Source organism: Chromobacterium sp. LK1 (genome assembly GCF_001043555.1).
Taxonomy (GTDB): Bacteria; Pseudomonadota; Gammaproteobacteria; order Burkholderiales; family Chromobacteriaceae; genus Chromobacterium; species Chromobacterium aquaticum.
Map to the genome: position 1 here is coordinate 11,646 of NZ_LDUI01000040.1, position 26,400 is coordinate 38,045.

A 26,400-nucleotide genomic window follows, 5' to 3' on the forward strand; every position below is an offset into this window, starting at 1 on the left:
CGGGCGCTTGCCCCACTCTTTGAAAAGGCGAACTCATGCATCTTTCCAAACCGGCGCCCTCCCAGGGCCCCAATCTGCTGACCCTGGCCGCGGTATGCCTGGCCGCCCTGGCCATGCCGCTCAGCTTCACCGGCCCGGCGCTGGCGCTGACCGCGATAGGCCGCGAGCTGGGCGGCGACGCGCTGGCGCTGACCTGGGTCACCAATGCTTTCATGCTCACCTTCGGTGGCAGCCTGATGGCCGCCGGCGCGTTGGCCGATCAATACGGCCGCAAGCGGGTGTTTCTGCTCGGCGTCGGCCTGTTCTTCCTGTCCTCGCTGGGCTTGAGCCTGGCCGGCAGCCTGCTGTGGCTGGATTTGCTGCGCGCGGCCCAGGGTCTGGGCGCGGCGCTGTCCTTCGCCAGCGGCCTGGCGGCGCTGGCGCAAAGCTTCGCCGGCGCGGCACGCACGCGCGCCTTCAGCCTGATCGGCACCACCTTCGGCATCGGCCTGGCTTTTGGCCCCTTGCTATGCGGCTATCTGATCCAGGCGCTGGGCTGGCGCTCCATCTTCGTGCTGGCCGGCGCGGTAGGCCTGCTCGCCTTGGGCCTGGCCGCCTATTGCATGCGCGAATCGCGCGACCCGCAGGCCGCCGGCCTGGATTGGCCGGGCGCGCTCAGCTTCACGCTGGCGCTGAGCCTGCTGACTTACGGCGCGCTGGCGGCGCCGGAGCTGGGCTGGAGCAGCCCGCGGGTGATTGCCCTGCTCTTGGGCTCCGTAGCCGCGTTCTGGCTGTTCGTGGCGCTGGAGCGGCGCGCGGCGCGGCCGATGCTGGACCTGAGCCTGTTCCGCTATCCGCGCTTCGTCGGCGTGCAATGCCTGGCCGCCGCGCCGGCTTACGCCTTCGTGGTGCTGCTGGTGCTGCTGCCGCTGCGCCTGGTGGGCGCGGAAGGCGTCAGCGAGGCGGAGGCGGGCCGGGTGATGCTGGCCTTGTCCGCGCCCATGCTGGCGCTGCCGCTGTGCGCGGCCTGGCTGACGCGCTGGCTGTCCGCCGCGACGTTGTCCGCCGGCGGCCTGCTGCTGTGCGCGGCCGGCCTGTGGTGGCTCAGCCGCTATCCGCAAGTGTCCGCTCTGCAGCAGACCTTGTGGCCGCTGCTGTTGATAGGCGTGGGCATCAGCCTGCCCTGGGGCCTGATGGACGGCCTGGCGGTCAGCGTGGTGCCCAAGGAGCGCGCCGGCATGGCCGCCGGCATTTTCAGCACCACGCGGGTAGCCGGCGAAGGCATTGCGCTGGCCTTGGTGGGCGCGTTGCTGGCGGCGCTGCTGCAACAGCGTCTGGCCCTGATCTCCGCCGCGGCGCCCCAGGCGCTGGCCACGGCCGCCAGTCAGGGCGCGCTGGGCAAGCTGGCCGCCGTTGGCGAGCTGCTGTCCGGCCTCGCGCCGGAGGCGCTGAGCCAGGCTTATGCTTCCGCCTTCCAACGCCTGCTGACGGTGCTATCCGGCCTGACCGTGGCCAGCGCGCTGGTGGTGGCGCTGTTCCTGCGCGGCGTTGGACAAGAACACGCGGAGGAGACGGCGGCGGCGGACCCGGCGCTGGAATCCAGCGGCGGCTGAGCACCGGTTCACGACTACAGGCGCGGCCTCAATCCGTGGCGTTGACGATGGCGATGGAAAAACCATCCCAGCCCTTGACGCCCACGGTTTGCAGCGCGGTGGCGGTCAGCCTCGGCTCGGCGCCCATGTCCTCCAGGAAGCGGCGCACCCCGTGCACGCTGGGGTCCTGGCTGACCACATTGGCCACCGCGCCGCCGCGCGCCACATTGTCGCCGACGATGGCGGCGCCGGGGCGCGCCAGTTGCAGCGCCCATTCCAGATAGGCCGGGTTGTTGGGTTTGTCGGCGTCGATGAAGATCAGGTCGAAGGGCTCGCCCCCGGCCAGCAGCGGCAAGCTGTCCAGCGCCGGCCCTTCCCGCAGTTCCACCTTGTCCGCCACGCCGGCGGCGGCCAGATTGGCCCGCGCCGTGTCCGCGTGCGCAGGGTTGGCTTCCAAGGTCACCACCCGGCCGTCTGCCGGCAGCGCCCGCGCCAACCAGATGGTGCTGTAGCCGCCCAGGGTGCCGATCTCCAGCACCCGCCGCGCCCGCATCAGCCGCGCCAGAATATGCAGAAAGCGCCCTTGCAAAGGCGATACGTCTTGCGCCGGCAGGCCGGCGGCGGCATTCGCGGCCAATGCGCCATTCAAGGCGCGGTCCTCCACTTGCAGCGCGGTGGTGTAATAGCGGTCCAGGTCGCTCCATTCTGCTTGCATCGGCTTCTCTTGGCGCAACCGCCCCGGACGATGGCCCGGCTTGGCCGCGCATGATTGAAGCCACATGATAAGCGCATTTCCAGTTCCGCTGCCGCCCAGCCCGTCCTTGCGCCCAGGGGCGCTTCGCTCATGGGGAAGACCATGACGGACATCAAGACCGCGCAGATCGGCTGGCTAAGCCTGGAGCAAGGGGGCGCAGGCGCGCAATTGCGCGCGCAGCCAATCGTGGGCGGCGCTGCGGCCATGGCGCGCATGGCTGTACACCTTGAGGGTGTAGCACGGGATGTCGAACGGCGCGTCGTGGAGGACGATGGCCGCGGCCTGGCTCAAGGTCCGCGCCGCCAGGCGCGGCAGCGTCATGATCCATTCGGTTTCCGCGATGATGAAGGGCGCGGCCAGCACCGACGGCAATTGCAGCGCCACGTCGCGGCGCAGGCCCTGCCGCTCCAGCGCGCGGTCTATGCCGCCGCGGGTTTCGTCCCATGGCGTCACCACCACGTGGCGCGCCGCCAGATATTGCGCCAGGCTGAGGCGGTCGCGAATGCCGGGATGGCCGCGGCTGGCGATGGCCACATAGCGGTCTTCCAGCCAGTCGAAGCTTTCAATGCCGGCCGCCGGCTCGGCGATATCCTCCACATAGCCCAGCGCGAAGTCGATGCGGCCGGCGGCCAGGTCCTCGGCGGATTCGCGCCCGCGCGAATGCACCAGCTTGAAACGCACAGACGGCGCGGCCAGTTGCAGGCGCGCCAGCAAGCGCGGCATCACCGCGAAGGCGGTGTAGTCGGTGACCGCGATCACGAAGGCTCGCTCGCTGCGCTCCGGCTGAAAGCCGCCGGCCTCGGCCAGGCCTTGCGACAGCGTCTCCAGCGCGGCGCTCACCGCGCTGGCCAGGCGCTCGGCATAGGCGGTGGGCTGCATCGCGTGGCCGATGCGCACGAACAGGTCGTCGCCCAGCGCGGCGCGCAGCCGCGCCAGCGCATGGCTGAGCGCGGACGGGCTCATCGCCAGTTCGTCGGCGGCGGCGCTGACCGAGCGCCGCCGCAGCAGCGCGTCGAAAACCAGCAGCAGGTTGAGATCCAGCCGGCGCAGATCTGAATGCAGAATATTCATCATGACTTGAAAACAATGCAGCGCGTGCAGTTTGTGTTGACCGTAGTATACGGTTTTATTCCATTTCAAACCGACGAGTCATCACCATGTCCATCCATATCCGCCCCGCCCAGGCGCAAGACGCCGCGCTGATCCTGCATTTCATCAAGGAGCTGGCCGTTTACGAACGCGCCGGCGATCAAGTCGCCGCCACCGAGGATGACATCGTCGCCAGCCTGTTTGGCGCGGACAGCTCGGGGCAGGCGCTGATCTGCGAGGTGGACGGCGAGCCGGCCGGCTACGCCGTGTACTTCTACAGTTACTCCACCTGGCTGGCCAAGAAGGGCCTGTATCTGGAGGATCTGTACATCTCGCCGCGGCAGCGCGGCTGCGGCGCCGGCAAGCAGCTGCTGCGCCACCTGGCGCGGCTGGCGGTGGAACAGGGCTGCGGCCGCTTTGAATGGAGCGTGCTGGACTGGAACCAGCCCGCCATCGACTTCTACCTGTCCATAGGCGCCAAACCGCAGGCGGAATGGGTGCGCTACCGCATGGAAGGCGCCGCGCTCAGCGACTTCGCCGCCGGCTGAGAACCTGTTTACGATCTGCTGCGCGTCGGCGGGATGGATAGAAATGGGCGTTGAAACCGAGCTCAAAATGCTCATGCACCACCTGTACATTCCGCTTTTTCGCTCGTTTTCGCCTTGTCTCGCCTTAGCTCGCGAGATCGTAAACAGGTTCTGAGAAGGCGTTCATCCCTGACTTGAAGGGCCTGTTCACGCTGTCGCGATCTAGCGCCGCCTTGAACAGGCCCTTGCTCAAGCGCCGACCGTCAGCGTGGACCAGCCCACGCCGCCGGTCTTGCTCACGCGGATCTGCACCGGGATGCGTTCCTTCAACGCCTCCACATGACTGATCACGCCTATGGTCTTGCCGCCGGCGTTGAGCGCGTCCAGCGCGTCCAGCGCCAGTTCCAGCGTTTCGCCGTCCAGGGTGCCGAAGCCTTCGTCCAGGAACAGCGAATCGATCGAGGTTTTGTGACTGGCCAGGTCGGACAAGGCCAGCGCCAGCGCCAGGCTGACCAGGAAGCTTTCGCCGCCGGACAGGGTGCGGGTGTCGCGCGCGGCGTCGCCCTGCCAGCCATCGACGATTTCCAGCTCCAGTTCGCCGCCGGCGCGGCGGCGCAGCCAGTAGCGGCCATGCAAGCGCTGCAGATGGCGGTTGGCCAGCGCCACCAGGTGGTCCAGCGTCAGGCCCTGGGCGAAGCGACGGTATTTGTCGCCGCCGGCGGAGCCGATCAGGCCGCTGAGCCGCTGCCAGACATCGGCGTCGGCGCGCAGGCCGTCAATGCGGGCGAACAGCGCGCGCTGGCCCTCGCGGCGCTGGGCGTCGTCGTCCAGCAAGGCGCGCAAAGCGCCCTGCTCTTCGGCCAGCCGCTGCCGCTCCGCGTCCAGTGCCTGCATTTGCTCGCGCAAGGTTTCCTGCGGCGTTTCTGCCTGGCTCGGCAAGGTCTCCAGGCGCGCCGTCGCCTGCTGCCGCAACGCGGCGGCGCGCAGCCGTTCCTGCTCCAGCTCCCGCGCCAGCGCGCGCAGACGCTCGCGCTCCGCCTCCGGCAACGCCGCCGCCAGGAAGGCGGCTTCGTCCGCGAAGGGACTGGCGGCCAAGGCTTGTTGCCAGGCTTGCGCCGCCGACTCCGCTTGCAGGCCTTGGCGCTCCGCGAGCTGGCTCAAGTGTTCCAAGCCGCCCTGGTTTTGCGCCCGCGCGCCGGCCAGCTCCTCGCAGACGGCGACGGCCGCGCGCCAGGCCGCGGCGTCATCGTCGGCAAGGGGTGGCGGCGCGTCGTCCGGCAGGCCCAGCAGCCGCCAGCGCGCGTCCCAGTCCGCGACGGCGAGGCCGGCCTGACGCCATGCTTCCGCCTGGGTCTGCGCCGCGGCCGCGCCTGAACGCCGCTGCTGTTCCAATGCCTGCCAGGCTTGCCAGTCCGCGCCGCGTTGACGCAGCCACTCCTCCCCTTGCGCCGGAGGCGGCGCGGAAAACCCGGCGGCGACGATATCCGCGGCGAGGCGGCCGGCCTGTTCTTGCTGTTCCGCCTCGCGGCGCCGCAGCGCTTCCCGCAGCGTCTGCCGTGTCTGCTCCGCCGCGTCCAGGCTTTGCCGCTGCAAGGCCAGGCGCTGGCGCGCGGCCTGGGCCGCCTCGCCCTGGCGCTGCGCCAGCTGGCGCGCCTGCTCTCGCGCGGCTTCGGCCAGTTCGGCGGCGCGCAAGCCGCCTTCCAGCCCTTGTTGCTGCCGCGCCGCGTCCTGGCACACGGCTTCCAGCTTCCCGCCCTTCCAATCCCCGGCGGCCAAGCCCCACGACGCGGCCAGGTCCTGCCATTGTCCGCTCAGCTCGGCGCCACGCGCCTGCTGCCGTTGCCGCTGTTCATCCAGCTGGCGCAGCCGCGCTTCCAGGCCCGCCAGTGTCGCCGCCGCCTGCTGTCCCTGCTCGCGCAGCGTTTCCAGCGCGGCTTCCTTGAGCCGCAACGCCGCCGCGCTGGCGTCGACATCCAGCGCCTGGTAGGCCGCCAGCGCCGGGTGTTCGAGCGCGCCGCACAATGGGCAGGCCTCGCCCGGCCGCAGAGCGGCGCGGTGCTGTTCCAGGCTGCGGATGCGCTGTTCCTGCTCCAACAGCCGGCGCTTGTCCATCACTTGTTCCTGCGCCAGCCGGTAATCGGCGCGCAAGCCCCGCAGCGCGGCGTCCGCCTGCCCGCGCTCCGTCTCCAGCGCCGCGCCTTGCGTCTGCCGCGCCGTCTGTTCTTGTTCCAGCGCTTGCAGACCCACCGCCAGCGTCGTCAGCCGGTGCAGGGTTTCGCGCTGTTGCACCGCCTGCCGCCATTGTTCGCGCCAATCGGCCAGGCCGCGGCCATCCAGCGCCGCTTGCGCCGCCGCTTGCGCCTGCTGCAAGGCAGCGTCGGCTTCAGCCTGCAGCCGCTCCGCGCGCTCGCTGTCCGCGGTATGCTCGGCCAGCGCTTGCGCGTCGCGCCGGATCTGTTCGTCCGCCGCCGCCAGCTGCGCGGCGCAGCCCTCGCGTTGCTGCTCCAGGCCGCGCGCTTGCGCGAAGCCGGCGCTCCAGCGCTCCAGCAATTCGCCCAGCCGCGCATGGTGGCGCAGCCGTTCGGCGGCAGCCTCCTGCGCGTCCAGTTCGGCCTGTTGCGCGTCCAAGCGCTGGCGCAGGGTCTGCTCCAGCCGGCGCGCATGGCTCAGCGCCAGCCAGTGACCAGCCTGCCATTCCCGCTCCAGTTCCCGCCGCCGTTGTTGCTGCGCCAGTATTGCTTGCGCCAGCCGCTGTTGTTCCTCGCGCGCCAGGCCGGCTTCACGCCACGGCGGTTGCAGCCGCTGCGCCGGTTCGTCGCGGCGCAAGCGTTCCAGCTCCGGCTCCGCCTGCGCTTCGCGCTCGCAGGCCTGCCGCCAGGCCTCCTCGGCGCTGGCGCTGTGCCGCCGCGCCTGTTCCGCTTCCTCGCCAAGCTGCCAGCGTTGCCGCGCCTGTTCCCAGGCCTGCTGCGCCCGCGTCGCGGCCGCGCCCCGCTCCGTCAGCCGCGCCGTCATCTCCTCGCGTTGCGCGGCGTCCAGCAACTCCACCCCGTCTGCGCGCGCCTGCCATTGCTCCAGCTCCAAGCGCGCGTCGCGCGCGCGCTCGAACACCCGCTGCGAGATCAGGCCGTAGATTTCGCTGCCGGTCAGTTCTTCCAGCAGTTCGGCGCGCGCGTTGGCATCGGCGTTGAGAAAGGCGGCGAAACCGCCTTGCGCCAGCAGCATGGATTTGGTGAAACGCGCGTAATCCAGGCCGGTGATGTCTTCGATGCGTTTGAGCTTGTCCGCCACCTGGCTGCTGAGGATTTCGCCATCGGCGTCGGCCAGTTCCACCTTGGGCGCTTGCAGCGCGCCGTCGGCCTTGTCGCGGGCGCGGCGCTGGCTCCAGAACGCCCGGTAGCGCCGGCCCTTGACCTCGAACTCCACTTCCGCCAGGCAGTCGGCCGCGTGGCGGCTCATGATTTCATTGCTGCCCTGGGTGATGGCGTCCAGCCGCGGGGTTTTGTGATAGAGCGCCAGGCAGATCGCGTCCAGCAAGGTGGATTTGCCGGCGCCGGTGGGGCCGGTGATGGCGAACAGGCCGCTGCCGGCTAAGGGTTCGGCGCTGAAGTCCAGCTTCCACTCGCCTTGCAGCGAATTAAGGTTTTTCAGGCGCAGCGTCAGTATCTTCATGTCCGCTCCTCCTGCAGCGCGGCCAGGGTTTCGCGATAGCGCAGCCGCAATTGCTCCTGCAGCGGCGCGTCCAGCGTTTCCAGCGCCAGCCGGCGCTCGAACACGTCCAGCGGCGTCAGTTCGGCCAGGGTTTCGCCTGCAACCGCGGCCATGCCGGCGGCGGCCTGGCCACGCTCGCGCCGCACGCGCAGCAGCTCCAGCGGCAGGCCGTCGCACAAGGTCTGCACGCGCGCGGCGAGATCGCTCAAATAATCGTCGACGCCGACCACCACTTCCAGCCATACCGGGCGCTCGGCGCTGCCGGCCTCGGCCGCCCGCGCCAGCAGCGCCGGCAGTTGCGCCAGGCTGCCGCGCACCGAGCACAAGGGCTGGAAACAAGGCACCGGCAGCGGCTGGACCTGGCGAAGGCCATTCTCGTCCAGTTCCACCAGCAGCACTTCCTTGCGCTGTCCGGCTTCGTCGAAGCTGAGCGGGATGGGTGAGCCGCTGTAACGGATGTGCTGATGGCCGCCCACTTGCTGCGGCCGGTGAATATGGCCGAGGGCGATATAGTCGGCCGGCGGGAAGGCGTTGCTGGGAAAGGCTTCCAGCGCGCCGACGTAGATTTCGCGCACGGACTCGCTGGCGCTGGCGCCCACCGTGGTCAGATGGCCGCTGGCGATGATGGGCAGCGCCAGGCCCAGCTCATCGCGGCGGCGCTGCGCTTGCTGATACACCTGTTGGTAGCGTTCGCGGATCGCATCCTGCAGCGACTGCTGCTTGTGTTCGGCGCTTTGGCCGGCCTGGCTGCGCAGCACGTCGCGCGGGCGGATATAGGGCAACGCGCACAGTAAGGCGCCCGGCTCGCCGTCGCGGCGCCGGAGAATCAGCACTTGCTCGGCCGGGTCGGCACTCAGCGCCGGCACCACGCTGGCGGACAGATAGGACAGCAAGGCGCGGCTTTCCGCCAGCGTGGCCACGGAGTCGTGATTGCCGCCCAGCAACACCAGCTGCACGCCGGCGCGGTGGGCGGCGGCGATCAGGCCGTTGTAGAGCTCGCGCGCGTAGCTGGGCGGCGCGCCAGTGTCGAAAATGTCGCCGGCCACCAGCACCACGTCGGCCTGCCGGCATTCCGCCTGTTCCAACAGCCAGTGAATGAAGGCCTGGTGTTCCGCCTGCCGGGTCTTGCTTATGAAATGCTGGCCCAGGTGCCAGTCCGAGGTGTGAAGAATGCGCATGCCGGCCGCTTTGTGGAATCGATGCCCGGCAGTTTACCGGCTTGCCGCGTCCCGTCCAGCCCCGGACGCCGGCTCAGTCGCCCCACTTCAGGCTGAGGCCCAGTCCCTGGCAGTTGCTGTCGTCCGGCGCGCAATTGCTGTTGCGGGTGCTCAACTGCAAGGCGCTGTCCGCGCATTGCGGTGCATACGGGTCCTGATCGCAATGCTTGGCGCTACCCATGGGCTGGGGCGGCGCGGGGGCGTAGGCGCGTTCGGCGCCCTTGGGCTGGCAATAGGCATAGCCGGGATGGCTTTGGCAGTCCACCGGCGTCTTGGGCTCCTGCTTGCTGCGCAGCGCCTGGTCCGCCAACTGGCGGGTGCGCTCGGACGGCGGGTAGTTGAAGCGCTTGCTGTCATAGCCCAGGCTCCAGCCCGGCGGCGGCTTGGCCGCGGGGCTCGCCGTTTTGGGCGGCGTCGGCTTGAGATCCAGGTCCAGCGCCAGGCTGGGGCCTGCCAGGCCCAGCGCGGCCAACAGCAGGCCAAGGGATAAAGTGGGAGATGCGCTCATCGGAACCTTTCTCCGTTCCGCGGTATGGACTGCCCGCGCCTAGGCGCGGCGGGAAGGGAACGGTGTCAATGAAAACAGGATAGAGCCAGGATGGCACGGCCAAGTTCCGCTGTCCGGCGCTCCGATATGAACAGATGGCATGCTGCACGCATGGACAGCGCCGCCCATCGCGCCCAGAATGCCGCTGAAATCAACCAACCCTCGCCCAGCGTCATGCACCAAGCCGAAGCCCTAGCCCTGTTGCGCCGCATCGATCAACGCGTGCGCCAGCAATTGGCGCCGCAAGCCACCGCCATCGATCAACAAGCCTTATACCCGCAAGCCATGCTGCGCGGCCTGGGCGACGACGGCGCCTACGCCGCCTTGCTGCCGGCCGAGCACGGCGGCAGCGGCCTGGGCCTGGCCACGCTGATGGCGGCCATCGCCGAAGTGGGCGCGGCATGCGGCAGCACCGCCTTCCTGGCCTGGTGCCAAAGCGCCTGCGTCTACCTGCTGCTTCACGCCGCGCCGCGCGCCGAGTTGCAGACCATCCTGGCCGAACTGGCCGCCGGCCGCCGCCTGGGCGGTCCCGGCTTGTCCAATGCCATCAAGCATCTGGCCGGGTTGGAGCCGATGCGCTTGCGCGCCGAAGCCTGCCCGCAGGGCTATCGGATCAGCGGTGAGCTGCCCTGGGTGTCCAATCTTGGTCCCGGCCACCTGTTCGCCGCCGCCGCGGCCTGCGCCGACGGGGACAAGCTGGCCTTCCTCGTCGACTGCGACACGCCGGGCGTACAACTGAACGCCGGCCCGCCCATCGCCGGCATGGGCGGCACCCGCACATTGTGTGTGAAGCTGGATCAGGTCCTGATCACGCCGGAGCGGGTATTGGCCGAACCGGCCGCCTTCGCCGGCTTCATCCGGCGGGTGCGCCCCGGTTTCGTGCTGGCGCAGGCGGCGGTGGGCTTGGGCATTGTGCAGGGCTGCCTGGACGATATCCTCGCCGCCAACCGCCGCGACGGCGAGCAGAACCGCTGGCTGGACCATTCCTATGATGAGTTGGCGGCGGAACTGGCCGTGCTGTGGCGCGAGGCCAAGACGCTGGCGCCGCTGGCCGAGGCCGGCCAGCTGGCTGCGCCGCGCGTGCTGCGGCTGCGCGCCGAGGTCAGCGAGCTGTGCCTGCGCGCGGCGATGTCGGCCCAGCTGCACGCCGGCGCCGCTGGCTATTTGCTGTCGCACCCGGCGCAGCGCCGCTTGCGCGAGGCCAGCTTCATCGCCATCGTGACGCCGACGCTGAAACAGCTGCGCCGAGAGATCCATCTGGCGGAGCAGACCCAGCCGGCTTAGAACCTGTTTACGTTCCAGCAAGCAAGAGCGAAACAAGGCGAAAACGGCTGAGAAATGAGCATTTCGAAGCCGTACTCACCCTGCGACGTCTCACGAAGCGCAGCAGACTTTGAACAGGCTCTTAGAAAAGGTTTGAGATCCGTCGCTCCGCCGCGAGAGCGGCGCGCGCCATCCTGCTTATGCTCGGGCTTTCAACTCGGCGGATGAGGAATATCGATTGGCGCACGGCGGCGCTCAGTGGCGCAAAAAGGCGAACAAGGCCACCAAGGCGATACAGGCAATCAGCGCCGCATGCAGCAAAGCCTCCTCCTGGCGCGCGCTGGGCCGCCATTTGAAGTGGCGCTTGGCGTCAGCCAGCGGCAACTGAGGAGAAAAATGCTGGTAAACAGCGCTGTGACTTCGATCTGCGGAATCAGGATGGCCGCTTTTCATGAGAAATAACTCTGAAGTTGTCGGGTGTAAGCAATTTTACACCCGCCACTCTATGCTTTTTACATTTTTTATACAAGCGCGGTGAGCTGACCGTTGGGCACGGCGATTTTCCGCGCCCGGACTGATCCAGATCAAATTCCGCCGGCTCTCCCTTCAAAACCCATCAGCACATTGACGGCATTGACGCCGATATCGTCCACCATATAACCACCCTCCATCACGAATAGCGTGGGCAAGCCCAGGCCACCCAGGGTTTCGCCCAGGCGCAGGAAGTCCTCGCTCTCCAGGCGGAACTGGCTGATCGGGTCTTCCTTGAAGGTGTCCACCCCCAATGACACCACCAGCGCGTCCGGCGCATAGGCGGCTACTCTCCCGCAGGCGTGGCGCAAGGCCTCGCCATAGGCCGGCCAGCCAGTGCCATGCGGCAGCGGGTAATTATGATTGAAGCCCAGACCGGCGCCGGCGCCCACCTCGTCGCGATGGCCGGAAAAATATGGATAGGAAGATTTGGGATCGCCGTGCAGGGACAGGAACATCACATCGTCGCGCTGGTAAAAGATGCTCTGCCCGCCATTGCCATGGTGGTAATCCACGTCCAGCAGCGCCACCCGGCGCGCGCCGCCGTCCAGGCAGGACTGCACCGCGATCGCGGCATTGTTCAGATAGCAATAGCCGCCCATATACTCGGCCGCCGCATGATGGCCGGGCGGCCGGCACAACGCGAAAGCGCTGCTCTCTCCGGCCAGCAAGGCGTCCATGCCGGTCAATGCCAGGTTGGCGCTGGCGCTGACCGCGCGCCAAGTGCCGGCGGTGATCGCCACGCCGGCGTCCATCGCGTAGAAACCCAGCTTGCCGTCAATGAACTCCGGCTCGATATCGCTGCGCAGGTCGCGCACCGGCCAGATCAGCGGCAAGGCGTCGTGACTGCGGCCGGTGGCCGCCCACTCGTCCCAGGCTTGCTCAAGAAAACGCACATAGCGCGCGCTGTGCACCCGCGCATAGCGCGCGCTGTCATACTCTCCCGGCGCCGCCACCGGCCCCAATCCCATCGCCCGCACCCGCGCCAGAATGGTGTCCGCGCGCCCCGGTTGCTCGAAACAGGGCATCAACACGCCGTCCTTCAGTTCGCAACCGTGATGCAAATGATGCGCATCGCTGTAAATCGTCAGCATTCTCCACCCTCCCTTTAATCGCGATAGCGAAAGTATGCGCCCAGGCCATGGCAATAGTTTTGCTTTTACGCCTCCCATAGCGCTAATCTTGAGCAAAAATAGACTCTTAAAAAGCGATGATTGAGCATGAATAGACTCAAAACCCCGCTGGATGATACCGATAAAACGCTGCTGCGCTTGCTGCAGCAAGATGGCACCCTCTCCAACCCCAAGCTGGCGGAGCGGCTATCCCTCAGCGTCACGCCGTGCTGGCGGCGGCTGAAGCGCCTGGAGGAAGCCGGCTATATCAAGGACTATCAAGCCAATCTGGACCGCCGCAAGCTGGGCTACGATGTGCTGGCCTTCGTGCGGCTCAGCTTCGGTGAGCACGCCGACGATGCGCCCAACCGCTTCGAGCTGCAGATGCAGGAACGTCCGGAGGTGCTGTCCTGTCACAAGATCACCGGCGACGCCGACTACCTGCTGCAAGTGGTCGCGCCCAGCCTGGACGCCTACAGCGACTTCATCGAAACCGTGCTGCGCAAGACGCCCGGCCTGCACGCCATTCATTCCAGCCTGGCGCTGCGCGAGATCAAGGCCGGCAGCCGCTTGCCCATCTAGCCCTGGAAACCCGCCCATGATCATCGTCCATCATCTGAATAATTCGCGCTCGCAGCGCGTGCTGTGGTTATTGGAAGAACTGAACCTGCATTACCGGGTGCAGCACTACCAGCGCGACCCGGTCACCCTGCTCGCGCCGCCCGAACTGAAGGCGGTGCATCCACTCGGCAAATCCCCGGTAATCTGCGACGGCGAGCTGACGCTGGCGGAATCCGGCGCCATCATCGAATACCTGGTGGACAGCTATGGCTCCGGCCGGCTCAAGCCCGCGGCCGGCACGCCGGAAAGCCACGACTACCGCTTCTGGCTGCACCATGCGGAAGGCTCGCTGATGCCGCCGCTGGTGATGAGCCTGGTGCTGTCACGGCTGGAACAGCCGCCGGTGCCCTGGTGGCTGCGCCCGCTGGCGCGCAAGCTGGCCGCCGGCGTCCGCGGAGCTTATCTGCAACCGCTGCTGACACAGCTGCTGGCTCATGCCGACCGGCAGCTGGCGCGCACCGGCTGGTTCGCCGGCGCCGCCTTCAGCGCCGCCGACATCCAGATGAGCTTTCCGCTGGAAGCGGCGCGCGCGCGCGGCGTCTTGAACGCCGAGCACCCTCGCGCGCTGGACTTCCTCTGCCGCATCCACGCGCGCCCGGCCTACCGGGCCGCGCTGGAACAAGGCGGACCTTACGCTTATGGCGCGGATTGAACCTCTGGCAATTGCCGCCTATATCAAACCACGTCAATAAAATCGCGCCACGCCAGCATGAAATAAGGCCCGCCCATTTTGATTCCTCATGCTCGTCGCTTATTTAGTGTTGCGGCGCACACAAAAGCACAAAAAAGTTTGATTCAGGATTGCCTAGCGCCAAAAAGCCCCCTATAATCCGAGCATCTTAAATACTGCAAAGGTTCATCGTGGACAACGACGGAAGTAGTCGATCTTGTATCGCAACGCCGTCTTGCAGGATTTAGCAGACTCTCATCTCTGCCACATCCTGCAATGACAGGGTGTGGTGTCTAAACATCCGGAGTAAGACTCAACAGCGGCACGCCTGATCAAGCCGCTGGCAGCATCCGGACCCCAGGCCCAAGGGCCAACCCCAGACATCGCCAGACTCGCGCCACGCGGGCGCCTTATCCGCCTGATCGCGCTTGACCGCCCCTTTACGGCGTTTGCCTTCGGATTTCGTCGCGTCCTCCTTGCATCGCAACGGGGGGAATACCATGCGCTTGATCACCAAACTGGCAAACCTGCTGCGCCCAGGCAAAATCGCCGCGCCAGCCGCCGTTTACCAATTGAATATTTTCTGCGTGCACGCCGATCTGACCATGCTGCGCGTGCAAGCCGCCAAGCAGCTGCATGCACACGGCTTGGAGGTGGAACGCATCGCCTTGACCGCCGGCGACAATGAGCTGGCCTGTCTGAGCGTGCTGTTCACCTGCCCTGACGCGGCCAGCCGCAGCCTGAACCAGCTGGCGGCTCATTTCTGTCAACTGCCGCAGGTCAATCGGGTACACTGGGCGCGCCATGCGCAACGCCCGCGCGTGCCCAACCGCGCCTTTCTATTGGCCCAGCGGGCCAATCTGGCGCACTGAACCCTCACTTGGCGGCCACCGGCCGCCTGATAACCGCCGCCCGGGGTGCCCCGGCGCCACTTTAAATCGCAAACGCTGCCCGCCAGCAGGAGGTTCTGATGTTGATTGAAGACCCTGAACCGCGACCGTGCCGGCCCATGGCGAATTGCTGATCTGAGCCTCTCCCTTATTGCGACAGCGGGACTGGCCAATTAGCCGCCGCCGACCATCGCAAACGACCATTGGATTTATTTTCATTTCTGCGTCTATAAAACACAGAAGAGAATAATGCTGCCTGTCGCATTTTCAAATAGAAAATGAGGGAGTGAAATATGCGCCCAAATAAACTGGCTTGGTTATTTAATTACCTTGTCCGCACCCCAGCCAAACGCCAAAACGAAACCAGCTGCCACCTGAACGTAACATGCGACATCCCGGTGATTACCGCGCTGCGCAAGCAATTGTTCTGGGAAATGCACATGCTGGGCCTGGCGGCGACCCAAGTCACCATCACGCCCGCGGCCAGTGCCGGGCAAGCCTGCCTGAGCGTAAAGCTGGAATGCCCGCCCGCTCTGCGCAAAGCCTTCAATGAAATGGCCTTGCGCCTGAGCAAGATGCCGGAAATCCATCGCGTGCGTTGGGGGCGCCGCAAGTCGGAACCCCGCTCGCCGGCCCGACGCTGGGCCATCAGCGCCTGAAGCATTCGAATCCATCCTCCAATAAAGGCCAGCCATGTCTGAAGAACCGGAACCTCGATCTTGCAGACCCGAGGCCGCCCGCCCCGCCTGATCTCCGCCGCCTGACGGCGGCGTGAGCGGCGCGCGCGCCTCGCCTCCGTCAAACCAAGCCCTGTTATTGCATGCCGCAAGGCAGGGGGCGGCACGTCCGCACGCCGCGGACGGCCATCGCCAGGAGATCGCCATGAACGACATCATCCGCCACAACATCCGGCCGCAGCGCTACCAGCTGTCGGTCATCTGCCCCACGCAGGCGGTCAAATCCGTGCGCAGGGAAATCCGCAGCGCCGCGCAGGGACACGGCTTGAAAGTGTCCAGCTGGAACGAAACCCTGCTCGCCGGCGAATGCCACGCCTCCGGCGCGCCGGCCAACTGGATGCTGGCCACCGAATTCCGCTCCCGCGGCGATGCTTCCATGCACTTTCTGGAAGCCGTCATGCAGCGGCTGGGCAATCTGCCGCTGACCCGAGTGCGGCTGGACATCCTGCCCGGGCACAGCCGCCCGGAGTGGTCCAACACCGTGCGGCCGCTGGCCCTGGGCTGAGCTGCGGGCGGCCGCCGATTCAATCCCCTCTCACCATCTCATTTGCAAAGGAAACACCACATGACCGACGACAGTTACCCGCTACCGCCCGCCCTGCACACACCGACAACAAGGCAGGCGGGCGCCCACTTCCAAACCAGAATATCCGCGACACCCGCTGCGCTGCGCCCGCCAGACATCCGCCCCGCCTGACCCGGCGAAGACCGATGCTGCGCCGGGCCCCGCGCAGGAGACATGAAATGACGAAACACACCACCAGCCGGCACAAGCTGAAAGGCTATGTCGCCACCCCTGGCGCAAAACAGGAAAAACCGGCCATCCGCGCGGTACAGGAAGCCGAAAGCTCCGTGGAAGAAACCCTGCAACATGTGCGCGGCCATCTCGACGGCCTGACCATGGCGGAAGCGCATCAGCGCTACGCCCAGTTCGGACCCAACGAGGTGGCCCACGACAAGGCTCCGCACCCGCTGATCCAGCTGGCGCAGGCCTTCAACAACCCCTTTGTCATCGTGCTGATGGTGCTGGCCGCCATCAGCTATTTCACCGATGTCTATTTCGCCAGCCCCGGCGACGAGGAATGGACCGGCATCATCATTCTGCTGACCATGGTCGGCATCAGCGGCCTGCTGCGTTTCTGGCAGGAATTCCGCTCCGCCAAGGCGGCGGAAAAGCTGAAATCGCTGGTGCGCAACACCGCCACCGTGCAGCGGCGCCCGGCCAACGGCAGCAGCCCGATCCGCCAGGAAATCGCGATGAGCGAGCTGGTGGTGGGCGACATCGTCCACCTGCAGGCCGGCGACATGATTCCGGCCGACATCAAGCTGATCGAATCCCGCGATCTGTTCATCAGCCAGGCGGTGCTGACCGGCGAGGCCTTGCCGGTGGAGAAGTACGACACCCTGGGCGCGGTGGCCGAGAAATCCGCCAACGGCCAGGCCAAGGGCGACGCCGATCTGCTGGACCTGCCCAATGTCTGCTTCATGGGCACCAATGTGGTCAGCGGCAAGGCGTCCGCCATCGTGGTGGCCACCGGCACCGACACCTATTTCGGTTCGCTGGCGCGCAATGTGGTCAGCCACAAGCGGGTGGAAACCAGCTTCGACCGCGGCGTCAACAGCGTATCCTGGCTGCTGATCCGCTTCATGCTGGTGATGGTGCCGGTGGTGTTCATGATCAACGGCCTGACCAAGGGCGACTGGATGTCAGCCCTCACCTTCGCGCTGGCGGTGGCCGTGGGCCTGACCCCGGAAATGCTGCCGATGATCGTGTCCGCCAACCTGGCCAAGGGCGCGGTGGCGATGGCGCGGCGCAAGGTGGTGGTCAAGCGTCTGAACTCGGTGCAGAACTTCGGCGCGATGGACGTGCTGTGCACCGACAAGACCGGCACCCTGACCCAGGACAAGATCATCCTGGAACACCATTACAATATCCATGGGCTCAAGGACGAAGGCGTGCTGCAACTGGCTTGGCTGAACAGCTTCCACCAGAGCGGCATGAAGAACCTGATGGATATTGCCGTGGTGGAGCACGCCGATGAGCTGGGCAGCCGCGTCAAGCCCAGCGGCTACAGCAAGGTGGACGAAATGCCGTTCGATTTCGTGCGCCGCCGGCTGTCGGTGATCGTGGAAAACCAGCGCGGCCGCCAGTTGCTGATCTCCAAAGGCGCGGTGGAGGAAATGCTGGCCGTCTCCAGCCATGTGCAGGACGGCGAGCAAGTAAAGCCGCTGAGCGAGGAAGATCGGGCCGCCCTGCTCAAGCGCAGCCAGGACTACAACGCCGAAGGCTACCGCGTGCTACTGGTCGCTACCCGCGACATCCCCGCCGAAGAAGCCAAGCGCAACTACAAGACCAATGACGAGGCCCAACTGGTGGTGCGCGGCTTCCTGACCTTCCTCGACCCGCCCAAGGACTCCGCGGCGCCGGCCATCCGCGCGCTGAAGGAATACGGCGTGGCGGTCAAGGTACTGACCGGCGACAACCCCATCATCACCGCCAAGGTATGCCGCGAAGTGGGCCTCAGCCCCGGCGTGCCGCTGGTGGGCAAGGACATCGACCAGATGGACGATGTGGCGCTGTGCAGCGCGGTCAAGCACACCACCATCTTCGCCAAGCTGACTCCGCTGCAGAAATCGCGCGTGGTCAAGGCCCTGCAGACCAACGGCCACACCGTCGGCTTCCTGGGCGACGGCATCAACGACGCGCCGGCGCTGCGCGACGCCGACGTCGGCATCTCGGTGGACAGCGGCGCGGACATCGCCAAGGAAACCGCCGACATCATCCTGCTGGAAAAGAGCCTGATGGTGCTGGAAGAAGGCGTGATCAAGGGCCGGGAAACCTTCGGCAACATCCTCAAGTACCTGAACATGACCGCCAGCTCCAATTTCGGCAATGTGTTCTCGGTGCTAGTGGCCTCGGCCTGGCTGCCGTGGGAGCCGATGCTGGCGATGCACCTCTTGATCCAGAACCTGGTCTACGACGTATCGCAGATGGTGCTGCCCTGGGACAAGATGGATCCGGAGTTCCTGAAGAAGCCGCGCAAGTGGGAAGCCAACAACATCAAGCGCTTCATGCTGTGGCTGGGCCCCACCTCCTCGGTGTTCGACATCACCACCTACACGCTGATGTGGACGGTGTTCGGCGCCGGAGCCGCCTACTACGCCGGCCTGGCCCACGGCGTCAGCGACGGCGGCGCCAGCATCATGCACTCCGGCTGGTTCATCGAAGGCCTGGTGTCGCAGACCCTGGTGGTGCACATGCTGCGCACACGCAAGATCCCCTTCCTGCAAAGCACCGCCTCGTTGCCGGTCCTGCTGTCCACCTCGGTGGCCATCGCCATCGGCTGCTACCTGCCGTTCTCGCCGCTGGCGGACAGCATAGGCTTCGTCAAGCTGGACCCCAGCTACTTCTGGTGGCTGCTGGCGACCATGCTGGGCTATATGACGCTGACCCAGATCGTCAAAACCCTTTACATCAAACGCTACGGCCGCTGGTTCTAAGCCAGTGCTCCAAAACCGTCCCAACCCCGCTTGCGCGGGGTTTTTTTACGCCGGCGCCGGCCATTCCCAGCGTCTTGCCGCGCTGGCACAATCGCCCCATCCCTCACGATAAGGAAATCCCATGCATCTGCCCTCTTTGCGCCGCGCCCAGCAAGGCCTGAAAAGCCTGCTCGCGCTCTCCATCGCCCTGTTCGGCCTGCTGGCGGCCAGCGGCAATATGCTGGACTACGACAGCAATTGGCAGTTCGTCCGCCACGTGCTGGCGATGGACAGCATGGAAGCCTGGTTCGGCGGCCAGGCGCTGAAGAGCCGCGCCATCACCGATCCCGGCTGGCAGCAAGCCGCCTACCTGGCCATCATCGCCGGCGAGCTGCTGTTCGGCCTGCTGTGCGCCTGGGGCGGCGGCCAGATGCTGCGCGGCGCGCTATGCGGCCGCGAGGACGCCTATCTGCGCGGCAAGACCTGGTTCACGCTGGGCTGCATTCCGGCGCTGCTGGTCTGGTATACCGGCTTCGCGGTGATAGGCGGTGAATATTTCGCGATGTGGGCCAATCAATGGAACGGTCAAATGAAGGCCTACGCCTTCATCGGCTTCATCCTGCTCAGCCTGGTCTATCTGTCGCAGCCGGAAGCGGCGGCGGACTAAGCTCGCGGGCAAGCGGGCGTCCCCTCGTATATCATGAACCATGCCGACTCCCTCGCCCGCGCCATGATTGCCCGCCGCCGCCCCTTGCCCGCCCGCATCAGCCGCGGGCTGCTGGTTTTCGCCACCGCCGTGCTGCCCCTGCTGGTAATCACCCCCATCGTCTATTGGCAGGAAAGCCAGCGCTTGCGCCAGCAAGCCATCATCCAGGCGGACCAGGCGGAAAACATGCTGGACATGATGCTGGCCTATGCCGAACAGGCCGCTGACAAGGTGCTCCCGCTCACCGGCCGGACCTGCGGAGCGATCGAGCAAGAGCTGCGCCGCCAGGTGACTGTGGTGCCCTTCATCCGCAGCGTGACGCTGGAGCGCAATGGCGTCCTCTATTGTTCTTCGCTGTTCGGCGTCTACCATCAGCAAACCTCGCCGCCGGAGCCGGCGCGGCCGGGCCAGAACCTGCTGCTGCTGCCCGGCAACGCGCTGACGCCGGGACGGCCGCTGATCATCTACCGCAAACGCCCCAAAGAAATCGCCGTGCTCATCGCCATCGACGGCATTCATTTGCAGTTCAGCCTGGACATGGCCAGCGATCATGGCCCGGTCTATATGCAGGTGGGCCGGAACTGGATCGGCCCCGATCACGCGGTCCACGCCGGCCCCAGCCCCCGTTTCGACCTGGTGACGATAGAACAGCAGTCCGCCCACTATCCCTATAGCGTGATCACCGGCTTTAGCCGCCGCGATCTGTATCGCCAGCTCGGCAGCAGCTATGAGCTGGTGTTTTTCAGCATGGCGGCGCTGGGCCTGGTGCTGGCCGCGGCGCTGCAATGGCAGTTGAACCGGCCGGCCTCCCCCACCGTTGAGCTGCAGCGCGCGCTGGACAATGGCGAATTCGAGGCCTTTCTGCAGCCGGTGGTGCGCGCCGACGGACTGGCCTGGCATGGAGCCGAGGCGCTGATGCGCTGGCGCCACCCGCGCGATGGGCTGATCCGGCCGGATCTGTTCATTCCGCGCGCCGAGGACTGCGGCATGATCGTGCCGATGACGCGGCGGATGATGCATCAGCTGGCGCGCGCCCTGGGCCGGGCCGGCTTGCCGCCGCGGTTCCATTTGGGCATCAATATCACCGCCGCCCATTTGCGCGACGACGCGCTATTGGACGACTGCCGGCAGTTCCTCGCCCATTTCCCGCCTTGCGGCCTGAATCTGGTGCTGGAGCTGACCGAGAGAGAGATGGTGGAGCCGACGCCGGAAGCCTGCGCGCGGCTGCAGCGCTTGCGGGAGCTGGGCGTGATGATAGCGATAGACGATTTCGGCACCGGGCATTCCAGCCTGGTGTATCTGCAGCAGCTGCCGCTGGACGGCATCAAGATAGACAAGAGCTTCACCGCCAGCATAGGCGCGGACGCGCCATCCAGTCACATCGTGGACAGCGTGGCGGAACTGGCGCACAAGCTGGAATTGCAAATCGTGGCGGAGGGCGTGGAGACCGAGGCGCAACGCGCCTATTTGAGCCGGCTGGGCGTGGGCTGGTTGCAAGGTTATCTGTTTGCCAAGCCCATGCCGCTGCAGGAGTTTCTGCAGCGGCCGGAGCTGGACGCCGTGCGCGCGGCGGCGTCCGACATTTAACGTCGGCTTTCCTTGCAATCGCCCAGCAACACCTTATCGGCGATCTCATCGCGCAGCGTGCCTTCCGGCCCCTTGGTCCACCAGCTGTATTGCTCGGCCGCGTATTTGGCGCCGGAGCCGGACACCACATTGCTCAACAACAGGGCCTTGCCGGCGATAGGCAACACCGCGAAGCTCTGACCGTTCTTGGCGTTGTAATACTTGACCTTAAGCTTGGCGCCGTCGGCGCAGACATAGTTGACGACCTGGCGCTGGCCAGCCGGAATCTCCGGCAAGCTCAGCGGTTTGGCGATGGCGGCCGCGCCGCTCAAGGCCAGCGCGGCGAACAATAGCGATTTCATTGTGCAAACTCCCGTTTTCAACGCCGCCGGCATCCGGCCGGCGGCGAAGGGGGTAGACCCCGGCGCGGCGGCTTCGTTCGCCAACGCCATGAAAAAGCCCGCCGGCAGGCGGGCTGGAACGGCGCGGCGACGGCTCAACCGTGCATGCGCGCGAAGTCCTGCATGAAGTTGGCCAAGGACTTGACGCCCTCGATAGGCATCGCGTTGTAAATGGACGCGCGGATGCCGCCGACCGCGCGGTGTCCTTTCAGCTGGATCAGGCCGTTCTTGCGCGCCTCCAGCAGGAAGGTTTCTTCCAGCCCCTCTTCCTTGAGCCGGAACACCACGTTCATGCGCGAGCGGAACGGCGCGTCGATATGGGTGTGATAGAAACCGCCGCTGGATTCGATCACATGGTTGAGCAGACCGGCCTTTTCCTCGTTGCGGGTGGCGATGGCCTTGACTCCGCCCTGCTCCTTCAGCCATTTGAACACCAGGCCGGAGATATAGATCGGGAAGGTCGGCGGCGTGTTGTACATCGAGTCGGCGTCGGCGTGGACCTGGTAGTTGAGCATGGTGGGCAGGTCGGCGCGCGCCTTGCCCAGCAAGTCTTCGCGCACGATCAGCACCACCAGGCCGGACGGGCCGATATTCTTCTGCGCGCCGGCGTAGATCAGGCCGAACTGGCTGACGTCCACTTCACGCGACAGGAAGTCCGAGGACATGTCGCAAACCAGCGGCACCTCCGGCAGGCTTTGCGGCACGAAGGGGAATTGCAGGCCGCCTATGGTCTCGTTGGAGGTGTAGTGCAGATAGGCCGCCTTGGGGTCGCGCTGCCAGCCGGCTTCGTCCGGCACGTAGGCGAAGTTGCGGTCCTCGCTGCTGGCCGCCACGTTCACCTTGGCATAGCGGCGCGCTTCCTTGATCGCCAGCTTGGACCAGTGGCCGGTGTTGACGATGTCTATGCTGTCGCGCTCGCCCAGCAGGTTCAGCGGCACCTGGGAAAACTGCAGCGAGGCGCCGCCTTGCAGGAATAGCACCTTGTAGTTGGCGGGGATTTGCATCAGCTCGCGCAGATCGTGCTCGGCGTCGTGGATGATTTCCATGAACTCCTTGCCGCGATGGCTCATTTCCATCACGCACATGCCGGAGCCGTGCCAGTCCAGCATTTCGCTTTGCGCTTCGGCCAGCACCTGGTGCGGCAGCACGGCGGGGCCGGCGGAGAAGTTGTACACTTTGGCCATGTTCATCCTCTATTTGCGTTGACGGCCCTCGGCACCCGCGCCGGCGGAGATTCGGGCCTTGAGATGCGACAAGGCCCGATCGCGAAGCGCCGGGCCTTTGTTATAGCTTATTGACTAAGCAGGAAGTGGGCTCTCGCCACCGCGACCGGCTTTCGCCGGTCTTCTTGCCAGGCTTCGATCAGCACATTGGCCACCCGCTTGCCCTGCTTGGTGATCTCGCACTTGGCGTACAGGGTTTGCGGTCGACCCGGCCGCAGGTAGTCCAGCGAAAAATCGACGATCTTCGGCGTCTCCAGCGATTCCCGGCTCCACATCAGGTGCAGCATCGCCGCGCTTTCCAGAAAGCCGCCGATCAGCCCGCCATGCAGCGCCGGCAAGGCGGTATTGCCGACATTGCGCTCGGCAAAGGGCAGCTGGAACAGCAGTTCGCCGGCCTCGTCCTCGCTCAACTCCACCCCCATCAGCTTGATATAGGGCAGCTCGTCGACGATTTGCGCATAGGCTTTCTGATCGCGCAGCGCGTTGAAACGCTCCATGAACTGGCTCATGCGGCGGTCTCCGGCAACATCGGGGTACGGCTGGATTCGCGCATGAAGGTGGCGACGCCGTGGGCGATCGGATCGCTGGGCGACTCGTGATAGCACACCGCGCGGGTGAAGGCGATCTGGCTGGCCAGACGATAGCATTCCGCCCGACAGAAAATGGGCTTGCCCGGCGTGGCCGCCTTCAGGTAGTCGATGCGCAAGTCCAGCGTGGCTATGGTTTCCATCTCCGGCAGATGAGCGGTCACCGCCACCGCGCTGCAGGTGTCCACCAAGGAGGTGATCACGCCGCCGTGCAGGATGCCGGTGACCGGATTGCCCACCAGGTCTTCGCGCCAGTTCGCCTTCAGCGTCACCTTGCGGCCCTCGGTGCCGACATACTCGATGCCGAGGGTGACGCAGTGCGGGAAGGAGACGAAGAGCTGGCTCATCGCCTCCAGCACCTGCTGATTGGCCGGCGTCGGAATCATGCCTCGCCGCCCTCGTTCGCGGCATCCGCGCCTTCGCCGTCCAAGGCTTCCGCCTCGTCGTCGCTATCGCCTTCCGCCACTTTTTCCAGGCCGATCAGCTGCTCGCCTTCGTCCAGATTGATCAGGCGCACGCCCTGGGCGGAGCGGCCGGTTTCGCGCACTTCCGCCACCTTGGTGCGGATCAGCACGCCGCCGGTGGTGATCAGCATCACGTCGTCGGTTTCTTCCACCAGGCTGGCCGCCACCAGCTTGAAGCCAGTCTTGTCGGTCAGGTCCATCGCGATCACGCCCTGGGTGCCGCGGCTGGTCAGGCGGAAGTCGCCGGTGCGGGTACGCTTGCCGTAGCCGCCGTTGCTGGCGGTCAGCACCATCTGGTCTTCGGAGTTGGTCACCAGCAGGGAGATCAGCTTCTGGCCCTCGCCCAGCTTCATGCCGCGCACGCCTCTGGAAGTGCGTCCCATCGGCCGCACCTGGCTTTCGCTGAAGCGCACCGATTTGCCGGCGTCGGAGAACAGCATCACCTGATCGCCCTCGACCGGCAGGCCGTCCTCGATCAGTTCGCCTTCAACCGCGATGTCTTCCTCCACGATGGCCTCGTCATCCTCGTCGCCCTGGCCAGCCACGCTCTTGCCGCAGGTCAGCGCCACGCCGATCAGGTAATTGCCTTCGTCCAGGTTGATGGCGATGATGCCGGCCGCGCGCGGCTTGGAGAAGGCGCGCAACGGCGTCTTCTTCACGGTGCCGTCAGCGGTGGCCATGAACACGTACTGGTCGTCGCGGAATTCCTTGACCGGCAGCAGCGCGTTGATCTTCTCGCCCTCTTCCAGCGGCAGCACGTTGACCATGGGCTTGCCGCGGCTCTGACGACCACCCTGCGGCAGGTCGTAGACCTTGCGCCAGTAGCAGCGGCCGCGGCTGGAGAAGCACAGCACGAAATCGTGGGTATTGGCCACGAACAAGGTGTCGATGAAATCGTCGTCCTTGGTGGCCGCCGCCTGCTTGCCGCGGCCGCCACGGCGCTGGGCGCTGTAGTCGTCGATCGGCTGGGCCTTGATGTAGCCGGTATGGGAGATGGTCACCACCATGTCTTGCGGGGTGATCAAGTCCTCGATATTGATGTCGCCGCCGAAGGGCTCGATCTCGGAGCGGCGCGCGTCGCCGAACTGGGCGCGGATGGCGGACAGTTCGTCGCTGATGATCTGGTTGATGCGTTCCGGCTTGGCCAGGATGTCCAGCAAGTCCAGAATCACCGCCATGATGTCGCGGTATTCGGCGACGATCTTGTCCTGCTCCAGGCCGGTCAGGCGCTGCAGGCGCATTTCCAGGATGGCCTGGGCCTGGGCGTCGGACAGGCGGTAGCCATTGGCCTTGAGGCCGAATTCTTCGGCCAGGCCGTCCGGACGCGCCTTGTCCTGATCCACGCGCGACAGCATTTCCTCGACCAGCGGCGAACGCCATTCGCGCTCCATCAGCGCGATCTTGGCCTGCGGCGGGGTTTCCGACGCCTTGATCAGCGCGATGATTTCGTCGACGTTGGACAGCGCGACGGCCAGGCCTTCCAGGATGTGGCCACGCTCGCGCGCCTTGCGCAGTTCGAAGATGGTGCGGCGGGTCACCACTTCGCGGCGGTGACGCAGGAATTCCACCAGGATCTGCTTCAGGTTCAACAAGCGCGGCTGGCCGTCGACCAGCGCCACCATATTGATGCCAAAGCTGTCCTGCAGCTGGGTCAGCTTGTACAGGTGGTTGAGCACCACTTCCGGCATTTCGCCGCGCTTGAGCTCGATCACCACGCGCATGCCGGACTTGTCGGACTCGTCGCGCAGGTCGGAGATGCCCTCGATCTGCTTGTCGCGCACCAGCTCGCCGATGCGTTCCAGCAGCCGCGCCTTGTTCACCTGGTACGGGATCTCGTCGACGATGATGGCCTGGCGGTCGCCCTTGCCGATGTCTTCGAAATGGACGCGCGCGCGCATGATCACGCGGCCGCGGCCGGTGCGGTAGCCTTCCTTGACGCCGGCGGTGCCGTAGATGATGCCGGCGGTGGGGAAATCAGGCGCCGGAATGATGTCGATCAGCTCGTCTATGGTCAGATCGCTATTGGCCAGCAAGGCCAGGCAGGCGTCCACCACCTCGTTCAGATTGTGCGGCGGAATATTGGTGGCCATGCCCACGGCGATGCCAGAGGAGCCGTTGATCAGCAGATTGGGGATCTTGGCCGGCAGGATCAGCGGTTCGTGTTCGGAGCCGTCATAGTTGGGACCGAAGTCCACGGTTTCCTTCTCGATGTCGGCCAGCAGTTCATGGGCGATGCGCGCCATGCGGATTTCGGTGTAACGCATCGCGGCGGCGTTGTCGCCGTCCACCGAACCGAAGTTGCCCTGACCGTCCACCAAGGGGTAGCGCAGCGAGAAATCCTGCGCCATGCGCACGATGGTGTCGTACACCGCGGTGTCGCCGTGCGGGTGGTATTTACCGATCACATCGCCAACGATACGCGCCGATTTCTTGTACGCGCGGTTCCAGTCGTTGGACAGCTCGTGCATGGCGTACAGCACCCGACGGTGCACCGGCTTCAGGCCATCGCGCACATCAGGCAAGGCGCGGCCCACGATCACGCTCATCGCGTAATCCAGATAAGAGCGGCGCATCTCCTCTTCGAGGCTGATGGGGATGGTTTCCTTGGCGAACAGGTTATCGGTCATAGTTTCTTGATTCGTAAGGATGAACAGGCCGCCCTGCGATTGCGGGTGCATTCACGCGCCCGCCGCAGGGCGGCCAGCATTAAGTAATGACAGCCTGTATTCTATCACG

The 26,400-nt window shown here is 65.9% G+C and carries 23 protein-coding genes; 11 read left to right on the forward strand and 12 right to left on the reverse strand.

From position 1 onward, the window contains the following. Nucleotides 1–35: 35 nt before the first annotated feature. Complete coding sequence (locus VI26_RS17175) at nucleotides 36–1,592, forward strand: MFS transporter (RefSeq protein ID WP_048410984.1); 1,557 nt, start codon at nucleotides 36–38, stop codon at nucleotides 1,590–1,592. Nucleotides 1,593–1,620: 28 nt separating this feature from the next. On the opposite strand, the gene VI26_RS17180 is transcribed toward VI26_RS17175, so the two are convergent. Both VI26_RS17180 and VI26_RS17185 read right to left on the reverse strand, forming a co-directional pair. Next, complete coding sequence (locus tag VI26_RS17180; RefSeq protein ID WP_048410985.1) at nucleotides 1,621–2,286, reverse strand: O-methyltransferase; 666 nt, start codon at nucleotides 2,284–2,286, stop codon at nucleotides 1,621–1,623. 174 nt (nucleotides 2,287–2,460) lie between these two features. Continuing rightward, complete coding sequence (locus VI26_RS17185; protein ID WP_231581041.1) at nucleotides 2,461–3,399, reverse strand: LysR family transcriptional regulator; 939 nt, start codon at nucleotides 3,397–3,399, stop codon at nucleotides 2,461–2,463. A gap of 83 nt (nucleotides 3,400–3,482) precedes the next feature. On the opposite strand from VI26_RS17185, the gene VI26_RS17190 reads away from it, so the two are divergent. Further along, entirely contained in the window at nucleotides 3,483–3,962 is a 480-nt protein-coding gene (locus tag VI26_RS17190; RefSeq protein WP_048410986.1) for a GNAT family N-acetyltransferase, read from the forward strand. A 228-nt stretch (nucleotides 3,963–4,190) separates the two neighbouring features. Here the strand turns inward: VI26_RS17190 and VI26_RS17195 are convergent, their stop codons facing one another. From VI26_RS17195 to VI26_RS17205, 3 genes are all read right to left on the reverse strand, one after another. Next, nucleotides 4,191–7,610, reverse strand: coding sequence for an AAA family ATPase (locus VI26_RS17195; RefSeq protein ID WP_048410987.1), 3,420 nt, complete (start codon nucleotides 7,608–7,610; stop codon nucleotides 4,191–4,193). Then, entirely contained in the window at nucleotides 7,607–8,827 is a 1,221-nt protein-coding gene (sbcD, locus tag VI26_RS17200; protein ID WP_048410988.1) for an exonuclease subunit SbcD, read from the reverse strand. The genes VI26_RS17195 and sbcD overlap by 4 nt, the downstream gene beginning before the upstream one ends. Nucleotides 8,828–8,900: 73 nt before the next feature. Then, entirely contained in the window at nucleotides 8,901–9,374 is a 474-nt protein-coding gene (locus tag VI26_RS17205) for a hypothetical protein (protein WP_156183931.1), read from the reverse strand. A 126-nt stretch (nucleotides 9,375–9,500) separates the two neighbouring features. On the opposite strand from VI26_RS17205, the gene VI26_RS17210 reads away from it, so the two are divergent. Then, entirely contained in the window at nucleotides 9,501–10,697 is a 1,197-nt protein-coding gene (locus VI26_RS17210) for an acyl-CoA dehydrogenase family protein (protein WP_197081517.1), read from the forward strand. 234 nt (nucleotides 10,698–10,931) lie between these two features. Here VI26_RS17210 and VI26_RS25180 read toward each other — a convergent pair whose 3' ends face one another. Together VI26_RS25180 and VI26_RS17215 are read right to left on the reverse strand one after the other, a co-directional pair. After that, complete coding sequence (locus tag VI26_RS25180) at nucleotides 10,932–11,060, reverse strand: hypothetical protein (RefSeq protein ID WP_255360819.1); 129 nt, start codon at nucleotides 11,058–11,060, stop codon at nucleotides 10,932–10,934. Between the two features lie 200 nt (nucleotides 11,061–11,260). After that, nucleotides 11,261–12,301 (reverse strand): histone deacetylase family protein, encoded by a 1,041-nt coding sequence (locus tag VI26_RS17215; protein WP_048410990.1) that lies wholly within the window; start codon nucleotides 12,299–12,301, stop codon nucleotides 11,261–11,263. Nucleotides 12,302–12,427: 126 nt separating this feature from the next. On the opposite strand from VI26_RS17215, the gene VI26_RS17220 reads away from it, so the two are divergent. The 8 genes from VI26_RS17220 to VI26_RS17255 all read left to right on the forward strand — a co-directional run bounded on the left by VI26_RS17220 (nucleotide 12,428) and on the right by VI26_RS17255 (nucleotide 21,010). Continuing rightward, complete coding sequence (locus VI26_RS17220; protein WP_197081518.1) at nucleotides 12,428–12,901, forward strand: Lrp/AsnC family transcriptional regulator; 474 nt, start codon at nucleotides 12,428–12,430, stop codon at nucleotides 12,899–12,901. Nucleotides 12,902–12,917: 16 nt separating this feature from the next. Continuing rightward, on the forward strand, nucleotides 12,918–13,592 hold the full coding sequence (locus VI26_RS17225) for a glutathione S-transferase family protein (protein ID WP_048410992.1): 675 nt from the start codon (nucleotides 12,918–12,920) through the stop codon (nucleotides 13,590–13,592). 518 nt (nucleotides 13,593–14,110) lie between these two features. Continuing rightward, nucleotides 14,111–14,482 (forward strand): hypothetical protein, encoded by a 372-nt coding sequence (locus tag VI26_RS17230; RefSeq protein ID WP_048410993.1) that lies wholly within the window; start codon nucleotides 14,111–14,113, stop codon nucleotides 14,480–14,482. A 416-nt stretch (nucleotides 14,483–14,898) separates the two neighbouring features. After that, nucleotides 14,899–15,159: a hypothetical protein gene (locus VI26_RS17235; protein ID WP_053074483.1), complete on the forward strand. Its 261-nt coding sequence runs from the start codon at nucleotides 14,899–14,901 to the stop codon at nucleotides 15,157–15,159. A 223-nt stretch (nucleotides 15,160–15,382) separates the two neighbouring features. Then, nucleotides 15,383–15,742, forward strand: coding sequence for a hypothetical protein (locus VI26_RS17240; protein WP_048410994.1), 360 nt, complete (start codon nucleotides 15,383–15,385; stop codon nucleotides 15,740–15,742). 239 nt (nucleotides 15,743–15,981) lie between these two features. Beyond that, nucleotides 15,982–18,738, forward strand: a complete 2,757-nt coding sequence (gene mgtA, locus VI26_RS17245) for a magnesium-translocating P-type ATPase (RefSeq protein ID WP_048410995.1) — start codon at nucleotides 15,982–15,984, stop codon at nucleotides 18,736–18,738. A gap of 121 nt (nucleotides 18,739–18,859) precedes the next feature. After that, a complete protein-coding gene (locus tag VI26_RS17250; protein WP_048410996.1) occupies nucleotides 18,860–19,384 on the forward strand; it encodes a DUF2165 family protein in 525 nt (174 codons plus the stop codon). Nucleotides 19,385–19,417: 33 nt separating this feature from the next. Further along, a complete protein-coding gene (locus tag VI26_RS17255; protein ID WP_082151132.1) occupies nucleotides 19,418–21,010 on the forward strand; it encodes an EAL domain-containing protein in 1,593 nt (530 codons plus the stop codon). Here the strand turns inward: VI26_RS17255 and VI26_RS17260 are convergent. The 5 genes from VI26_RS17260 to gyrA form a co-directional block, all read right to left on the reverse strand. Next, on the reverse strand, nucleotides 21,007–21,351 hold the full coding sequence (locus tag VI26_RS17260; RefSeq protein ID WP_048410998.1) for an MliC family protein: 345 nt from the start codon (nucleotides 21,349–21,351) through the stop codon (nucleotides 21,007–21,009). The genes VI26_RS17255 and VI26_RS17260 overlap by 4 nt on opposite strands. A gap of 134 nt (nucleotides 21,352–21,485) precedes the next feature. Further along, complete coding sequence (serC, locus tag VI26_RS17265) at nucleotides 21,486–22,574, reverse strand: 3-phosphoserine/phosphohydroxythreonine transaminase (protein ID WP_048411115.1); 1,089 nt, start codon at nucleotides 22,572–22,574, stop codon at nucleotides 21,486–21,488. Between the two features lie 107 nt (nucleotides 22,575–22,681). Continuing rightward, the gene (locus tag VI26_RS17270) at nucleotides 22,682–23,122 is read right to left on the reverse strand and encodes a PaaI family thioesterase (protein WP_048410999.1); all 441 of its coding nucleotides are present in this window, start codon (nucleotides 23,120–23,122) and stop codon (nucleotides 22,682–22,684) included. After that, nucleotides 23,119–23,586 carry a PaaI family thioesterase gene (locus VI26_RS17275; protein ID WP_048411000.1) on the reverse strand — a complete coding sequence of 156 codons (468 nt, stop codon included), beginning with the start codon at nucleotides 23,584–23,586 and terminating at the stop codon, nucleotides 23,119–23,121. Before VI26_RS17275 ends, VI26_RS17270 begins: the two co-directional genes overlap by 4 nt. Further along, nucleotides 23,583–26,291 carry a DNA gyrase subunit A gene (gene gyrA, locus VI26_RS17280; protein ID WP_048411001.1) on the reverse strand — a complete coding sequence of 903 codons (2,709 nt, stop codon included), beginning with the start codon at nucleotides 26,289–26,291 and terminating at the stop codon, nucleotides 23,583–23,585. The genes VI26_RS17275 and gyrA overlap by 4 nt, the downstream gene beginning before the upstream one ends. Nucleotides 26,292–26,400: the final 109 nt, after the last annotated feature.

What these genes read in the sequence shown, in the direction of transcription:
- VI26_RS17175 (WP_048410984.1), top strand. Translation starts at nt 36, where the DNA reads ATGCATCTTTCCAAACCGGCGCCCTCCCAGGGCCCCAATCTGCTGACC.
- VI26_RS17180 (WP_048410985.1), bottom strand. Translation starts at nt 2,286, where the DNA reads ATGCAAGCAGAATGGAGCGACCTGGACCGCTATTACACCACCGCGCTG.
- VI26_RS17185 (WP_231581041.1), bottom strand. Translation starts at nt 3,399, where the DNA reads ATGATGAATATTCTGCATTCAGATCTGCGCCGGCTGGATCTCAACCTG.
- VI26_RS17190 (WP_048410986.1), top strand. Translation starts at nt 3,483, where the DNA reads ATGTCCATCCATATCCGCCCCGCCCAGGCGCAAGACGCCGCGCTGATC.
- VI26_RS17195 (WP_048410987.1), bottom strand. Translation starts at nt 7,610, where the DNA reads ATGAAGATACTGACGCTGCGCCTGAAAAACCTTAATTCGCTGCAAGGC.
- sbcD (WP_048410988.1), bottom strand. Translation starts at nt 8,827, where the DNA reads ATGCGCATTCTTCACACCTCGGACTGGCACCTGGGCCAGCATTTCATA.
- VI26_RS17205 (WP_156183931.1), bottom strand. Translation starts at nt 9,374, where the DNA reads ATGAGCGCATCTCCCACTTTATCCCTTGGCCTGCTGTTGGCCGCGCTG.
- VI26_RS17210 (WP_197081517.1), top strand. Translation starts at nt 9,501, where the DNA reads ATGAACAGATGGCATGCTGCACGCATGGACAGCGCCGCCCATCGCGCC.
- VI26_RS17215 (WP_048410990.1), bottom strand. Translation starts at nt 12,301, where the DNA reads ATGCTGACGATTTACAGCGATGCGCATCATTTGCATCACGGTTGCGAA.
- VI26_RS17220 (WP_197081518.1), top strand. Translation starts at nt 12,428, where the DNA reads ATGAATAGACTCAAAACCCCGCTGGATGATACCGATAAAACGCTGCTG.
- VI26_RS17225 (WP_048410992.1), top strand. Translation starts at nt 12,918, where the DNA reads ATGATCATCGTCCATCATCTGAATAATTCGCGCTCGCAGCGCGTGCTG.
- VI26_RS17230 (WP_048410993.1), top strand. Translation starts at nt 14,111, where the DNA reads ATGCGCTTGATCACCAAACTGGCAAACCTGCTGCGCCCAGGCAAAATC.
- VI26_RS17240 (WP_048410994.1), top strand. Translation starts at nt 15,383, where the DNA reads ATGAACGACATCATCCGCCACAACATCCGGCCGCAGCGCTACCAGCTG.
- mgtA (WP_048410995.1), top strand. Translation starts at nt 15,982, where the DNA reads ATGACGAAACACACCACCAGCCGGCACAAGCTGAAAGGCTATGTCGCC.
- VI26_RS17250 (WP_048410996.1), top strand. Translation starts at nt 18,860, where the DNA reads ATGCATCTGCCCTCTTTGCGCCGCGCCCAGCAAGGCCTGAAAAGCCTG.
- VI26_RS17255 (WP_082151132.1), top strand. Translation starts at nt 19,418, where the DNA reads ATGAACCATGCCGACTCCCTCGCCCGCGCCATGATTGCCCGCCGCCGC.
- VI26_RS17260 (WP_048410998.1), bottom strand. Translation starts at nt 21,351, where the DNA reads ATGAAATCGCTATTGTTCGCCGCGCTGGCCTTGAGCGGCGCGGCCGCC.
- serC (WP_048411115.1), bottom strand. Translation starts at nt 22,574, where the DNA reads ATGGCCAAAGTGTACAACTTCTCCGCCGGCCCCGCCGTGCTGCCGCAC.
- VI26_RS17270 (WP_048410999.1), bottom strand. Translation starts at nt 23,122, where the DNA reads ATGAGCCAGTTCATGGAGCGTTTCAACGCGCTGCGCGATCAGAAAGCC.
- VI26_RS17275 (WP_048411000.1), bottom strand. Translation starts at nt 23,586, where the DNA reads ATGATTCCGACGCCGGCCAATCAGCAGGTGCTGGAGGCGATGAGCCAG.
- gyrA (WP_048411001.1), bottom strand. Translation starts at nt 26,291, where the DNA reads ATGACCGATAACCTGTTCGCCAAGGAAACCATCCCCATCAGCCTCGAA.